This is a genomic window from Streptomyces koelreuteriae (genome assembly GCF_018604545.1).
In the GTDB taxonomy this organism is placed as follows: Bacteria; Actinomycetota; Actinomycetes; order Streptomycetales; family Streptomycetaceae; genus Streptomyces; species Streptomyces koelreuteriae.
The window spans coordinates 535,810-550,188 of record NZ_CP075896.1 but is presented as its reverse complement, the minus strand read 5'-3'; the positions used below and the strand labels follow the sequence as shown (position 1 = coordinate 550,188).

The 14,379-nt window shown below is 71.3% G+C and carries 13 protein-coding genes; 5 read left to right on the top strand and 8 right to left on the bottom strand.

The genetic code is table 11. The features are described 5' to 3' along the window. Window positions 1-12: 12 nt before the first annotated feature. Window positions 13-468: an ATP-binding protein gene (locus tag KJK29_RS02460; protein WP_215116934.1), complete on the bottom strand. Its 456-nt coding sequence runs from the start codon at window positions 466-468 to the stop codon at window positions 13-15. A gap of 167 nt (window positions 469-635) precedes the next feature. Here KJK29_RS02460 and KJK29_RS02455 point away from each other — a divergent pair, with 167 nt between their 5' ends. The 3 genes from KJK29_RS02455 (at window position 636) to KJK29_RS02445 (ending at window position 2,983) form a co-directional block, all read left to right on the top strand. Next, window positions 636-998 (top strand): STAS domain-containing protein, encoded by a 363-nt coding sequence (locus KJK29_RS02455; RefSeq protein WP_251057680.1) that lies wholly within the window; start codon window positions 636-638, stop codon window positions 996-998. 79 nt (window positions 999-1,077) lie between these two features. After that, window positions 1,078-1,695 carry a hypothetical protein gene (locus tag KJK29_RS02450; RefSeq protein ID WP_215116932.1) on the top strand — a complete coding sequence of 206 codons (618 nt, stop codon included), beginning with the start codon at window positions 1,078-1,080 and terminating at the stop codon, window positions 1,693-1,695. 103 nt (window positions 1,696-1,798) lie between these two features. Continuing rightward, on the top strand, window positions 1,799-2,983 hold the full coding sequence (locus KJK29_RS02445) for an aromatic ring-hydroxylating oxygenase subunit alpha (RefSeq protein WP_215116931.1): 1,185 nt from the start codon (window positions 1,799-1,801) through the stop codon (window positions 2,981-2,983). 43 nt (window positions 2,984-3,026) lie between these two features. Here the strand turns inward: KJK29_RS02445 and KJK29_RS02440 are convergent, their stop codons facing one another. Together KJK29_RS02440 and KJK29_RS02435 are read right to left on the bottom strand one after the other, a co-directional pair. Continuing rightward, window positions 3,027-3,440 (bottom strand): SRPBCC family protein, encoded by a 414-nt coding sequence (locus KJK29_RS02440; RefSeq protein ID WP_215116930.1) that lies wholly within the window; start codon window positions 3,438-3,440, stop codon window positions 3,027-3,029. 116 nt (window positions 3,441-3,556) lie between these two features. Further along, window positions 3,557-5,053 carry an MFS transporter gene (locus KJK29_RS02435; protein WP_215116929.1) on the bottom strand — a complete coding sequence of 499 codons (1,497 nt, stop codon included), beginning with the start codon at window positions 5,051-5,053 and terminating at the stop codon, window positions 3,557-3,559. A gap of 196 nt (window positions 5,054-5,249) precedes the next feature. On the opposite strand from KJK29_RS02435, the gene KJK29_RS02430 reads away from it, so the two are divergent. After that, complete coding sequence (locus KJK29_RS02430; protein ID WP_215116928.1) at window positions 5,250-6,740, top strand: MFS transporter; 1,491 nt, start codon at window positions 5,250-5,252, stop codon at window positions 6,738-6,740. A 104-nt stretch (window positions 6,741-6,844) separates the two neighbouring features. On the opposite strand, the gene KJK29_RS02425 is transcribed toward KJK29_RS02430, so the two are convergent. The 3 genes from KJK29_RS02425 to KJK29_RS02415 form a co-directional block, all read right to left on the bottom strand. After that, entirely contained in the window at window positions 6,845-7,597 is a 753-nt protein-coding gene (locus tag KJK29_RS02425) for a hypothetical protein (protein ID WP_251057679.1), read from the bottom strand. Between the two features lie 88 nt (window positions 7,598-7,685). Beyond that, window positions 7,686-9,362: an amidohydrolase gene (locus tag KJK29_RS02420; protein ID WP_215116927.1), complete on the bottom strand. Its 1,677-nt coding sequence runs from the start codon at window positions 9,360-9,362 to the stop codon at window positions 7,686-7,688. A gap of 10 nt (window positions 9,363-9,372) precedes the next feature. After that, on the bottom strand, window positions 9,373-10,869 hold the full coding sequence (locus KJK29_RS02415) for an APC family permease (RefSeq protein WP_215116926.1): 1,497 nt from the start codon (window positions 10,867-10,869) through the stop codon (window positions 9,373-9,375). A 219-nt stretch (window positions 10,870-11,088) separates the two neighbouring features. Between KJK29_RS02415 and KJK29_RS02410 the strand changes: the two genes are divergently transcribed. After that, window positions 11,089-11,793 (top strand): TetR/AcrR family transcriptional regulator, encoded by a 705-nt coding sequence (locus KJK29_RS02410; RefSeq protein WP_215116925.1) that lies wholly within the window; start codon window positions 11,089-11,091, stop codon window positions 11,791-11,793. Window positions 11,794-11,848: 55 nt separating this feature from the next. On the opposite strand, the gene KJK29_RS02405 is transcribed toward KJK29_RS02410, so the two are convergent. After that, window positions 11,849-13,663, bottom strand: a complete 1,815-nt coding sequence (locus KJK29_RS02405; RefSeq protein WP_215124114.1) for an ABC transporter ATP-binding protein — start codon at window positions 13,661-13,663, stop codon at window positions 11,849-11,851. Between the two features lie 203 nt (window positions 13,664-13,866). Further along, window positions 13,867-14,124 (bottom strand): hypothetical protein, encoded by a 258-nt coding sequence (locus KJK29_RS02400; RefSeq protein ID WP_215124113.1) that lies wholly within the window; start codon window positions 14,122-14,124, stop codon window positions 13,867-13,869. Window positions 14,125-14,379: the final 255 nt, after the last annotated feature.

The following is a 14,379-nucleotide window of genomic DNA, read 5'->3' as shown; positions in this document are numbered from 1 at the left end:
GGGGCGTGCCGGTCAGGGCCTCGTGTCGGTCAGGGAGATACGGGCGGTGATGCGCTTGCCGACCGGCTGCCGCTCGATGTCGAGGCCCTCGGCGACGGCCTTGACGATCTCCAGTCCGTGCTGTCCGACACGGTCGGGGTCGGCGGCCCGGGCCGCGGGCACGGCCGGGTCGCTGTCCCACACCACGACCTCCACCGCCGCTCCCGAGACGCGCAGCTCCATGAGGACGGGACCCGGGGCGTACTTGCGGGAGTTGGTGACCAGCTCACTGACGACGAGCTGGGTCAGGTCCATGGCGCGCGGGGAGACCTCCAGCTCGTGCTCGTCCCGGAGCCGGATGAGGAAGTCGGCCGCGTGATGACGGGCCTGCGCGATGCAGCCGTCGTCCCCGCCCAGGGCGTAGCCGACCTGCGTCGGTCGGGCGCCGGGCTCGGTACGTTCCCCGTCGGGTTGCGGCTCCAACAGCATCGTCCTTCTACTCCCCGTTCACGCGCGTGCGTGTACCCCTCACTTTGTCATGCATGCCACGGGCGTGTTGTTCGGCACAGTCGATTGGATGCGTAGGGCCGTGCGAGTGCGGCACAATCGTCGGCACAGACGTTGCACGGGGCAGCCCAGGCGCAGTTGAGGAGACGGTGACCGACAACCAGGGGACGGACCGGCCGGACCGGCTGTCCATCGAGCACTCCACCGTCGACGGCATCCGCGTCGTGACCCTGCGCGGCGAGATCGACCACGGAGTCAAGGACGCACTGCAGCACGCCCTGTCGCCCGGGGACGACGAGGGCGCGCCCCGGATCGTGGCGGATCTCAGCGGCGTGACCTTCATCGACTCCAGCGGCATCAACGTCTTCATCCACATCCATCAACGTGCGGACGCCGCCCAGGGCTGGCTGCGTCTGGCCGGGATCCGGGGACCGGTCATGCGGGTCGTCCAGCTCGTCGGGCTGGACGCCGTCGTCGCTTGCCATGACACGGTCGAAGAGGCTCTGGCGTAAGCCGTCATGAGTACGCGTACTCAATAGGGCCCGCGACAGTACCGATCCGGTCGGCCGGGTGCGATGAGAGGGTCACCTCATGTCCGCCTCAACTACCGCCCGCCGGGCCCCTGTTGCCGTCGTGGGCCTTGGCCTCGTCGCGATCCTGACCCTCACCGCCTGCGGTGACCTGCACGCCTCGGGCGCGACGGCCGGGGCCACTCCCGGCAGGTCCGAACGGCCCTCGCCCAGCGCCTCGCCGAGTGCCCTCGGAGCCTCGCCGTATGTGGAGCCCGGGGCCGGTGACGGGGCACCGCACTACAACGAGAACAACGGCCACCGCCGTCCGGGCGAGATGTCCCCGGCCCACGCGAAGGACGCCGAGCGGGAGGCCGATCGCATCAGGCCGGTGCTCGAACGGCTCTGGAAGCGGCGCACATGGGACCCCGCGACGGTCCGCGAGGCCCTGCTCCGGCTCGGCTACGAGGAGGAGCGCGTCACCGCGGACGGAGAACGGCTCGGCGGGACGCTCACCGTCAAGGGGATGCCCTCCCGCTGGAAGGACGACCGATACGTGACGCCCGAGGGGGCGGAAGTCGCCCTGCGCGTCCACGACGACGCCTGCGTCATGGCGTTCGTCCAGAAGACGAACTTCTCGGCGGTGGCCAACGGGCCGTACCCGGAGAGCGGCTGCTTCTCGCCGCCCTTCGCCCACTGAACACGGAACTCACCCGTCCGCACGCGCTGGGCAAGGCGTGGCCGGGACCGGCCCTTCAGGATGGAGGAACCCGGGACCAGCCGTGCGCGTGCGAGGGAGAGGCATGACCGAGACCGACAGGGCCAGGACCTTCCCCGCCGAGGACGGAAGCGGCCGGCCCTCGCCATATCCCGACCCGGGGAACGGCACGGCCGACCTGCGGCGCGTCGGCGCGCACCCCGACTTCTGGTACCCGGTCGCACTGTCCCGCCGCGTCCGGAGCAAGCGCGTGGTCGCGACCGCCTTCGCGGGGGAGCGCATCGCGCTCTACCGCGGGGAGAGCGGCACCGTGCACGCGCTGGAGGACCGGTGCGCGCACCGGCAGGTGCCGCTGAGCATGGGCGTCGTGGAGGGCGACACCCTCCGCTGCTGCTACCACGCCTGGGCCTACCGCGGCGACGGCCGCATCTCGCAGATCCCGTACCTGTCCCGCGAGGACGGCCGGCCCCCGCGCGGCGTGCGCGGCTACCCCGTCCGCGAGGCCTACGGCCTGGTGTTCGTGTTCCCGGGCGACCCGGACAAGGCGGAGGACACCGCCCTGCCCGAACTCCCGGCCTTCGGCTCACCGCGCTACAAGACCATGACCTACTCCCGGACCGTGCGCTGCCACTACTCGTTCATGCACGAGAACCTGCTCGACATGAACCACCAGTTCCTCCACCGGGGCGTCGTCGGCAAGCTCCACCCCGAACTGCTGGACCACCGCAGCGACGCGAGGTCGGTGGAGGCCCGCTACCTGTTCACCCACACCGGGGGGAAACGGAACCGCGGCGCCAGCCTGCTGGCCGCCGAGGGCATCAGGGGCAGCGACTCCAGCGACGTCATGACCATCCGCACCGCATACCCGTACCAGACACTCGACCTGGTCCCGGAGAACGCCGAGCGTCCGGCCTTCCGCCTCTGGGCCGCCTATGTGCCCGAGGACGCCGAGCAGCGCGTCTGCCACACCTACGGGCTGCTGATGATCGAGAAGCCCCGGGTGCCCGGCGCGCTGCAACTGGCCTGGCCGTTCATCAGGCGCTTCACCGAGCGCGTGTTCGCCGAGGACCGCATGGCCGTCGAAGCCGAGCAGCGCGCCTGGGACGAGCAGGGCGAGGACCGCAACCACGAGGTGTTCTCCCTGATCCTGGACGTCCGCGAGGTACTGCGCTCCAACGGCGTGCCCCTGCCGGCCAGGACCGCGGCATGTGGCACCGCCCCGGCGCGCGACGGCCGGGCATCGGCGTCCGGTTCGCACCCGGCGGGCTGACGGAAGACCCGCCCGAGCGCCTCGGACAGCGCGGACCGTGACGTCAGCCGGCCGCGTGGTCGACGCGCAGCCGCACCTGCTCTTCCAGCCGCTCCAGGCTGCTGTCCAGCGCGTCGCCGGCGGCACGCTCGCCGGGGTCGTGGCCGGCGTCGAAGAAGGACAGGTGCACCGTCACCTCGCTGGCCCCGCTGCCGAGCCCGGCGACCTGGAGCCAGCCCGCGTAACCGCCCTGGTCCCGGGTGCCCCACTCGATCCGCATCTGATCGCGCCGGGCGCGCAGCAGGGCGGAGGTGTCCTCGTCCGTGCGGTCCTCGTGCACGGTGACGGCGGGCAGGCCCTCGGCCCGTACATGCAGGGCCTCAGGCAGCCAGGTGTCCAGCCGCCCGACGTTCGCGGCCTCGTCGAAGACATGCTCGGGCTGTGCGGGCATCGTGCGTGAACGTTCGTACTCGGTCATCGCGGTACCTGCCTTGCCTCGGGGGCGTACAGCGCACCGCGTTCCCGGACTGCCCGGGCCCAACCGCGAAAAGGCCCCGTCCGCGGGGTGCGGGCGGGGCCTTTTCGCGTCGGTCCTCAGAACTTCGGCTGGGGCGACTGCGCCTGGACGAGTTCCGTCGCCTCCGCCTCCGTCTCCACGGACGGCGGCGAGCCCGCCAGGGGCTTGTTCGCCGTCTCCCGCATGCACAGCACGGCGATGACGCCGATGACGGCGGCACCCGTGGCGTAGTACGCCGGCATGAGGGTCGAGTCGAAGGCGCTGATCAGCGCGGTGATCACCAGCGGTGTCGTACCGCCGAAGAGCGAGGTGGCCAGGTTGTAGGCCACCGAGAGGGAGCCGTAGCGGACGTGGGTCGGGAAGATCGCCGGGAGCGCCGCCGACATCGTGCCGAGCATCATCACCAGGGACAGCCCCATCAACAGCAGTCCCAGCGCGATGAGGACGACACTGCCCTGCCGGATGAGCAGGAACGACGGCACCGAGAGGAAGAGGAAGCCCAGCATCCCCGTCATCAGCAGCGGCTTGCGCCCGAAGCGGTCGGAGAGCCGCCCGACGTAGTTGATGACGCACATCTGCAGGACCATCACGAGGAGCAGGATCAGCAGCCCGTGATTGGTGCCGTAGCCCAGCTCGTCGGAAAGGTACGTCGGCATGTACGACAACAGCATGTAGTCGTTGATGTTGTACGCCGCGACGAGCGCGAGGCACAGCAGCAGCGGCCTCCAGTACCGGGTGAAGATCTTGCCGAGGTCCCCGGTGGCCGAGGTCTCCACGGAATCGGCGGCCTCGCTCGCCTTGACCTGGCCGCCCTCCAGCTTCTGGAAGGCGGGCGTCTCGTCCAGCTTCAGCCGCAGATAGAGGCCGATGAGCCCGAGCGGCGCCGCCACCAGGAAGGGGATGCGCCAGCCCCAGGCCAGCATCTCGTCCGCGCTGAGCACGCTGTTGAGGATGACGACGAGACCAGAGGCCCCGACATAGCCGCCGAGTGTTCCCAGTTCCAGGAAGCTGCCGAAGAATCCGCGCCTCTTGTCCGGCGCGTACTCCGCGATGAACGTCGAGGCGCCGCCGTACTCTCCGCCGGTCGAGAAGCCCTGCACCAGCCGGAAGAAGATCAGCAGGGCCGGGGCCCACATGCCGATGACGTCGTGCGAGGGGACGAGGCCGATGGCGAAGGTCCCCACCGCCATCATGATCATCGTGAGGGAGAGGATGCGCTTGCGGCCGACCTTGTCGCCCAGCGGCCCGAAGACCATTCCGCCGAGCGGACGCACCAGGAAGGCCACCGCGAACGTCGCGAAGGAGCTGAGCAGCTGGGCCGTGTCGTTCCCGGACGGGAAGAAGACCTTCCCGATGGTCACGGCCAGATAGCTGTAGATCCCGAAGTCGTACCACTCCATCGCGTTGCCGAGAGCGGCGGCCTTCGTGGCGCGCTTGACCGCCGCTTCGTCGGTCACGGTGATGTCACTGCGGCGCAGCTTCGGGTGGCGTCGTTTCTCGATCGCGCGGAACAGAACCCGGTGTCGTCTCACAGCCGCGGGATCCACCGACTCGTCATTGTCGGGCGCCGCCATTACGTCGTTCCTTTCGCCGGTCGTTTTCCCAAGCACAACGCCTGCACAGTTCTGGCCCGCTCAAACTCCCGTCCACGTCACAGACGATCTTCCCTTCGACCGGCCGGTTCCGCTTGCGGGCGGCGGCGTGTGCCCGTCCCCTGGTGGGGAAAGTGAATCCCCGGGTGCGGGTGGGGCCCCGGCGAGAGGAGCCCAGGTGACAGCGTCGGCACAGGAGGATGCCGGGTACGAGCCGGATCCGCGCCGGTGGCGGGCCCTGTGGGTCACGCTGGTGGCCGGCTTCATGAGCCTGCTGGACGTCTCGATCGTGGTGGTCGCCCTGCCCTCCGTCCAGCGCGGCCTGCACGCCTCTCCCGCACAGGTGCAGTGGGTGGTGTCCGGCTACGCGCTCTCGTTCGCACTCGCACTCGTCACCGCGGGCCGCCTCGGCGACGCGCTGGACCGCCGCCGCATCTTCCTGCTCGCCCTCAGCGGCTTCGTGGTCTTCAGCGCGGCCTGCGGGGCGGCCCCCAGCATCACGCTGCTGATCGCGGCCCGACTCGCCCAGGGCCTGGCCGCCGGTTTCATGGCGCCGCAGAACTCCGCGCTCATCCAGCAGATGTTCCGCGGCGCCGAGCGCGGTCGCGCCTTCGGGTTCTTCGGCGCCACCGTCGGCATCTCCTCCGCCGTCGGCCCCCTCGCCGGCGGCATGATCCTCGCCCTGGCCGACGGCGCCCAGGGCTGGCGGTGGGTCTTCTACGTCAACGTCCCCATCGGCATCCTGGCCGTCCTGCTCGGCCGCCGCCTGCTGCCCCGCACCCGGCGCTCCGGCCGGGGACATGTGGACCTGCCCGGGGTCATGCTCCTCGGCCTCGGCGTCCTCGCGCTCATGTTTCCGCTGGTCCAGGCGGGCTCCGGCGGCATCGGACGGCTGTGGTGGCTCTTCCCCGCCGGTGCCGCGCTCCTGGTCGTCTTCGCCCGCAGGCAGCGCCGCCTCGTGGCCCGCGACATCCCGCCGCTGCTCGATCCGCGCCTGTTCACCACCCTGCGCGGCTACGCCGTCGGGGCCGGCGTCGGCACCCTCTACTTCGTCGGCTTCAGCGGCGTCTGGCTGGTCTTCGCGCTGTTCTACCAGGACGGCCTGGGCTTCTCCCCGTTCCGTTCCGGCCTCGCCGTCACGCCCTTCGCCCTGGGCTCCGCCTGCGCGGCGGCGATCGCAGGGCGGCTGGTGGACCGGCTCGGGCGCCTGCTCACCGTGGGCGGTCTGGCGGGGGTGATCGTCGGCCTGGGCGGCACCGCGCTGGTGCTCCGTTACGCGCCCCTCGACATCGCGCCCTGGGTGGCCGCCCCGCTGCTGTTCCTCGGCGGCGCCGGCAGCGGCTGTGTGATCTCCCCGAACATCACCATGACCCTGCGCGATGTGCCGGTGCACATGGCGGGGGCGGCGGGTGGCGCTCTGCAGACCGGGCAGCGGCTCGGCGCGGCCGTGGGCACCGCGGCCCTGCCCGGCCTGTTCTATCTGGTGCTCGGCGGCAGCGACGACTACCGGGGCGCCCTCGTCGTCGCGCTCGGCGCGGCACTCGTCGGCATGGCGGCCGCCCTGGCCCTCGCGGCCTTCGACTGGCGGCGCGACCGGCGGAGCCGGCAGGGGCACGGGACCTGCCCGGAGGACGTCGCCAACAGTCCGGTGCACGCCCGGCAGACCTGAGGCGCGGGGGGCCGGGGCTCACGTGGTCTGCGGCCTCAGCTGGTCCGCGGGCTGAGGTGGTCTGGGGCCTCACGTATTCCGCGGCCTCGCGTGCCCCGCGGGCCTCACGTGGTCTGTGGTTGAGCATCCCCCGGCGCGTCGTCCAGATCGCCGCGGACGGCGGCGATGGCGAAGGCCGTCGCAGAGGCGAGAGTGACCAGCGCGAGCGGCCCCCAGATCGCCGGTATCGCCCACATCGGCCAGTCGTTGGCCGACTGTGCCCAGAGGGTCAGGATGGCGGTGGCGCCCAGGCCGACGCCGTGCCACCGCACCACCGTCCCTGCCTTCGCATGCCGCCGGTCACCCCGCGCGAGGAGCGGCCACAGCCCTCCCACGAGGGCGGCCAGGCCGAACGACACACAGGCCAGCGCGCCGCCCAGCCGGTCCTCGGGCCAGCCCACGGGCCCGTCGGACGTCTGCTGCCGCCGCCCGTCGGAGTCCCGTACCTCCACGACCTGCCCGTGCCAGATCAGACCGACGACCTTGTCGTCCGGCTCCAGTTCGGACACCACGGGATCGGCCCGCAGGAACGTCACCTGCCACGACGTGCCGGACGGCGACATCAGCTCCGCCTCCGGGGACGCGTTCCTCTCACCCCGGTTCGTGTCGGCCGTGCGGACCGTGAACTCCTGCTCCCACACGCACCCCGACGCCCGCACCGGAACAGCGGCGCAGTCCGGCGCGGCACGGAACTCCCGCTCCCGCTCCAGCGCTCCCCGGATCTGGAGCGCCGACGCCACTCCGAACACCAGAGCGGCGACAGCGATCAGCAGCCAGAGCACGGACCGCAGCGCCTCACGTCCCGGCGACTCCACCATGTCTCGTCCCCCCCCCGTTTCACGCGGAACCCGCAGGCGCAAACCCGCAGGCGCATTGGAACACGCCCGCGGGTCCGCGCCCAGGCCTTTACCCGGCGGAGTGCACGCGCCGACCCTCGACGAAGGTCTCCAGCACCCGGGTCCCGGCGATCTCCTCGGGCGGGCCCGCGAACGGGTCGCGGTCGAGGACCACGAGGTCGGCCGACTTCCCGGCGGTGATGCTGCCGGTGAGGTCGTCGAGGTGGTTCACATAGGCGCTGCCCGCCGTGTACGCGGCGATGGCCGTGCCCAGATCGAGGCGCTGCTCCGGAAGGAAGGCCGGGGTGCCTCCGGGTGCGTCGGGGGAGACCCGGTTGACGGCGACATGGATGGCCTGGAGCGGATCCGGGCTGCTGACCGGCCAGTCGCTGCCCGCGGCGAGGGTCGCGCCGGCGCGCAGCAGATCACCGAAGGGGTACTGCCACGCCCCGCGCTCCGCGCCCAGGAAGGGCAGTGTCAGTTCGTCCATCTGCGGTTCGTGCGCGGCCCACAGCATCTGCAGATTGGCGCTCGCGCCCAGTTCGCGGAATCGCGGCAGGTCGCGGGGGTGGACGATCTGGAGGTGCGCGAGATGGTGCCGCGTGTCGTGGTGGCCGTTGGAGGCCCGGGCGGACTCCACCGCGTCCAGCGCCTCACGCACCGCGCGGTCGCCGAGCGCGTGGAAGTGGACCTGGAAGCCGAGCGCGTCCAGCTCGGTGACGTACTTCCGCAGCTCGCCCGGCTCCACGAAGCTGATGCCGCTGTTGTCCGAGGAGCAGCCGCAGCCGGTCAGGTAGGGGTCGAGCATCGCGGCGGTGTGGTTCTCGGCGATGCCGTCCTGCATGATCTTCACCGTGCCGGCCCGGAACCGGTCCCGGCTCAACTCCTCCCGGGCAGCGGCCAGTTCGGCGATCTGCTCGGCGCCGCGCTCACGGTCCCACCACAGCGCGCCGACGACCCGGGCGGTGAGCAGACCCCGGTCCAGCGCCGCCTGGTAGGCGGGGGCGGGGTCGGTCATGTTGGCGTACGTGCCGATGATGGCGTCCTGCCAGGCGGTGACGCCGTGGGAGTGCAGCACGGCCTGGGCGCGCAGCAGAGCGGCGAGCTTCTCCTCGGGCGTGGGGTCCGGCAGCAGCCGGCCCACCAGGTGGACCGCCCCCTCCTGGAGCATCCCGGTGGGGTTTCCCCCGGCGTCGCGCTCGATACGGCCGTCGGCGGGGTCGGGCGTACGGGCGTCGATGCCCGCGCGCTCCAGGGCCCGGCTGTTGACCCAGGCGCCGTGGTGGTCGCGGTTGGGCAGGAAGACGGGGCGGTCCGGGACGATCGCGTCGAGGGCGGCGGCGGTGGGGGAGCCGCCGGGGAACGCCTCCAGGGACCAGCCGCCACCGGTGATCCACTCGGCGTCCGGGTGCTCGTCCGCGTACGCCCTGATCCTGCGCAGGTACTCGGCCGGGTCGACGGTGTCGCCGAGATGGCACTGGCCGAGTTCGATGCCCGCGCCCAGCGGATGGACGTGGGCGTCCTGGAAGCCGGGCAGCAGCAGCTTTCCGGCGAGGTCGACGACCTCGGTGCGCGGCCCGATCAGCTCGCGCACCTCGTCGTGACCGACGGCGGCGATCCGCCCGCCGCGCACGGCCACGGTGGTGGCGCGGCTGCGGGCGGGATCGACGGTGTGCACGGGGCCGCCCGTGAAGACGAGGTCGGCCGGTCCCGTGGCGTGGGGGTGCGACATCAGGGTGAACTCCATGGGGGTGGGTTCAGACCGCCGTGCGGTCCATCGGGAGGGTGAGGGCATCGGCGTCGGTGCCGTGCCCTGTCGTGAAGTACGGCGAACGCCGGACGTACTTGGCCACGGCCGCCATGCCCAGCCCGGCGAGCACGATCACGGCGGGCAGCGAGAACATGAACCAGCCGTTGTCCGGGCTCAGTTCGAAGTGATCGCTCATGGTCAGATACGAGTATCCGAGGTAGCCGCCGAGGCCCAGCAGCACCAGCCCCGACACGGCCGGCACTCCGACGGCGAGCAGTGCCTCGCGCGGTCCGTCGTGACGCGAGGAGCGGAAGCGCACGGCGCAGGCGAGCGCGGTGAGGCCGTAGTAGAGGGCGACGATCAGCCCGATGGCGTTGACGGCGGCCAGCAGCATGTCGCTCAGCTTGGGGATCGCGAAGGCGAGCAGGGCGATCACGGCGGCGACGGTCATCACGACGGCCGTACCGACGGCGGGTGTGCCGTACCGGGGGTGGATCCGGGTCCACAGCGGCCCCATCGTGCGGTCGCGGCCCATGGCGAGCAGTCCGCGTGCCGTGGGGATCAGGGTGGCCTGCACGGAGGCGACGGCGGAGAACATCAGCGCGACCAGGGGCAGGGTGGCCCAGGGTTCGGCGGCCAGTTTCGCCCCGAGGTAGGGCAGGGCCTGGGGGCCGTTGCGGACGAGTTCGGCGAGGCTCATCTCCCGCTGGAAGGCGACCGAGGCGAAGAGGAACAGACCGAGCATGGCGAAGAGGGCGATGAGACCCCCGCGGGCCGAGTCCTCCGGGCGCTTGGTCTCCTCGGTGACGCTGAAGGCCGCGTCCCAGCCCCAGAAGAAGAACACCGCGAGGACCATGCCCTGGGCGAAGCTGGTGCCGCTGGAGATCTCGAAGGGGTTGAACCAGGACAGGGAGAAGGCGTGGTCGCCGGTGACCAGGGCCCAGCCGCAGAAGCCCAGCAGCACCGCGTACTCGAAGACCAGCAGGACGAACTGGAACCGGGTGGCGGCCCGCATGCCGGTGACGGCCAGGGCCGCGAGGGCGAGGAGGATCACCAGCCCGACCGCCGTGCTGACGCCGGTGGACGTCGGATCGAGGGCGATGCCGGCGAGGCTGGTCAGTCCGGCCTTGTTGGCGAAGAGCAGCACGACCGAGCCCATGATAGCGCTGGTGTAGGCGCAGAAGATGATCGAACCGACCAGCGTCACCCAGCCGGTCAGGAAGCCGGGCCAGGGGCCGAGGGACCGGCCGACCCAGACATAGCCGTTGCCGCAGTTGGGTTCCGAGCGGTTGAGACGGGCGTAGGCGGTGGCGATGCCGAGCACCGGCAGGAACGCCAGGAGCAGCAGCGCCGGGGCCTGGAGGCCCACGACCGTCGCGATCGTGCCCATGCCGATGGCGATGCTGGTGGTGGCCGCGGTACTGGACGCGGCGATGGCGACGCCGTCGACGACACCGAGGGAACGGCGCAGAGCGGGGCGTGGTGGAGGCGGTGCGGACGGCATGAAGGCTCCTCGGGGTCATGGTGGGAAGAGCCGCGCGGGACTGTGATGGAACAACCGGCGTCCACATTGGGTCAACCCTGTTGACGTAAGGCGCGCGGAGCCGTTCACTGCCTTGCACACGCGTGCGACGAGGCCTGTGCCTCACCGCGTCGGCCACGCGCGCGACGAGGCCGGAGCTTCACCGCGTCGGCCACGCGTGCCACGAGAGGAGTCCGGGCCATGACCACCCGCGTCCCGCAGGAGCGCCGGCGCCGCCGGCCCACCCGTTCCGGTGTTGTGCTCTCGGAAGAGCTGATCGTCGAGACCGCCCTGCGTCTGATCGGGGAGCACGGCCCCGAGGCGCTGAGCGTGCGCCGGCTCGGCGCGGCCCTGGGCTGCGACCCGACCGCGCTCTACCGCTACTTCCACGGCACCGACGACCTGGTGCTCGCCATCGCCGACCGGATCATCGGCGACGCGATGGCCGGCTTCGTCCCCGGAGACGACTGGGCGGCTTCGCTGCGCGAGATGGCGACGCGGGTCCGTGCGGGATACCTCGCCCATCCCAGGGCGGCCGCCATGGCCGCCCACCGGGTGACCCGGCGCCGGAACGAGATCCACGCCGTGGACACCGGGATCGGCCTCCTGCTGAACGCGGGCTTCGCACCGGCCGACGCCGCCCGGCTCTACCTGGCCTTCATCGACACGGTGCTCAGCCACGCCGCCACCGAGGCCGCGTTCCACGCCCTCCCGCGACACCAGCGCGAGGCCGACCACCGGGCCTGGCGGGACGTCTACCAGGGCCTGGACCCGGAGACCTACCCGTCCCTCACCGTGGTCCGCCCCGAGCTGCCCACCATGGCGGACAGCTCCTTCGACCAGGCCGTGGACCTCCTCCTGGAGGCCCTGACGGCCCGGGCCCCGGCCGGGCGCGGAGAGACGTGAGCGCGGACCGCCGCACCCGCCCCGAACAGGGACCCCACCAGAGCCGCGCCCGCCGTCACACCACCTCCGCCCGTCCCGGGTCGTCGTCCAGGAAACCGCCCGACTGGTGCTGCCACAGCTTCGCGTAGGCGCCGTCGACGGCGAGCAACTCCTGGTGTGTGCCCTGCTCGACGATCCGGCCCCGGTCGAGGACGACGAGCTGGTCCATGGTGGCGACCGTGCTCAGCCGGTGCGCCACCACCAGCGCCGTCCGCCCGTCCATGAGCCGCCACAGCGCCTCCTGGACGAGCAGCTCACTCTCGGAGTCCAGCGCGCTGGTCGCCTCGTCGAGCAGCAGGATCGGCGCGTCCCGCAGGATCGCCCGGGCGAGGGCGACCCGCTGGCGCTGACCGCCCGACAGCTTGATGCCGCGCTCGCCCACCATCGTGTCGAAGCCGTCGGGCAGGGAATCGGCGAACTCGGTGACGTGGGCCGCCTCGGCGGCCTGGCGGATCTCGGCGTCGGTCGCGTCCGGCCGGGCGAACGCGATGTTGTCCCGCAGGGTGCGGTGGAACATCGCCGGGTCCTGCGGCACATAGGCGATCCGGCTCCGTAGATCCGCCTGCCGCAGCCTGCTGATGTCCTGACCACCGATCAGGATGCGGCCCGCGTCGATGTCGGTCATCCGCAACAGCAGCCGGGTGAGCGAGGTCTTGCCGCCGCCGGAACGGCCGACCAGACCGAGCTTCGCCCCGCTCGGCACGGCCAGGTCCAGCCCGTCGAACAGTGGTCGACCGCCACGGTGTGCGAAAGTCACCTTCTCGAAGCGGACATCGGCCGCCCGGGAGCACAGCGGCTGCGGCGACGCCGGGTCGAGCACGGTCGGCGGCGTCAGCAGCAGTTCGGTGAACTGCGCGGCCTCCGTCATCGAGCTCTCCAGCCGGCGGTATATCTGGTTGAACTCGAACATGATGCGGGTCGCGTTGCCGTAGTAGGCGAAGGCGACCACGATCGCCTCCACTCCGTGCGCGCCCCCGGCCAGCGTGATGGCGACCAGCAGGCCCATCGCGTTGGTGAGCACGGACATCGGCGCGACCAGGGTGTCGATGCGCAGGTTGCCGTAGTCCCACGCCCGCACGGTGAGCCGGCGCGACACCGCGACCCGGGAGCGGTGCTCGGCCGCCTCGCTCTTCTCCGCGGCGAACGCCCGTACGGTGTCCATGTTCATCAGGCTGTCGGCGACATGGCCCGACACCCGGGCGATCGCCTCCTCACGCTGGTCGACGATCCGCTGGCGGCGCCGGATGAGCGGCGCGACGAGTCCCGCCGTCAGTGCGATCATCACCAGCAGACCGACGACGAGCAGCGGTTCGTAGCGCCACAGCACCACCGCGCCGAACGCCAGTGGCACGAAGCTCCCCACGACCTGGAACGTCACCGTGTCCACGAACTGCTCGAAACGCGAGGCGAAGCTCAGGACCCGCTTGGTCAGCGAACCGGCGAAGTTGTCGTGGAAGAACGCGGCGTCCTTGGCGAACAGCTCGTCCATCCCGATCACGTACAGATGCTCGATGCCGAGGGCTTCGAGACGGAAGAGGCAGTGCAGGGCGACGCGCCACAGTACCTCCGCGAGCAGCAGGACACCGGCGAAGCCGAGGACGTACGGCAGTGCCGAGTCGAACGTGATGCCCTTGTCGCCTGCGAGTTCGCCGACGAGCTTGGCGACGATCAGTGGCGCCACGTAGTTGATTCCGATGTTGCCCAGCGCCATGAGCAGCATCGCGGGTACCGTCAGCCGGCGCAGCCGGGCCAACTCCCGTCCGTAGTAGCGAAGTGCGAGTAGCACCGAGCGCTTGCCCGGTTGGACCCTGCGAGATTCAGGCGTTTCCATTCCACCCCTGTGTCGTCCTGTGGCTGCCCGGCACGCGCTGACGCGGGCAGGGGGCATCGCCGCAACGAATGTGTGGATTTCGGTCGAGTCCGGCAGTGTCCCGCGACGGCGGCCGCGCCGTCCAAGCGTTTTCCGGCCGGGCGGTGGTGCGCGGGGGAGCGCCAAGGGGCGCGGGAGCGGATCGGGAGCCTGATGGAGCAGCCTCAGGGGGCGAGCGTACGGCGGACGACATACGGCAGGATGCCGCCGTGGCGGAGGTAGGCCAGCTCCTGGCGGGAGAAGATCCGCAGCCGCAGTACCGCCTTGCTGTCCGGCCCCTGCCTCCCACGGATCCTCAGCGTGACCCGATTGGTGCCCACGGACAGGTCGTCGAGCCCTTCGAAGGCCAGGTCCTCCGCACCGGTCAGGGAGAGCCCCGCACCGCTGTCGCCCTCGGTGAACTCCAGGGGCAGGACGCCCATGCCGATCAGGTTGGAGCGGTGGATGCGTTCGTACGACTCGGCCAGTCTGCCGCCGCACCGCGTCCAGCAGGAACGGGTTCCCGGAGCAGCCCACGAGCATCTCGTGGAACGTCGCGTTGACCTGGAAGAGTTCAGCCCGCGGCAGCAACAGGATGTCCCCGTGCAGCAGCGCCTCCTGCTGCCGCCGGTGCCGGCCGAAGGCCTCCGCGTCCACGGTGAAACCGGGTTCCAGCAGCGCGGCCGGCTCGACGATCA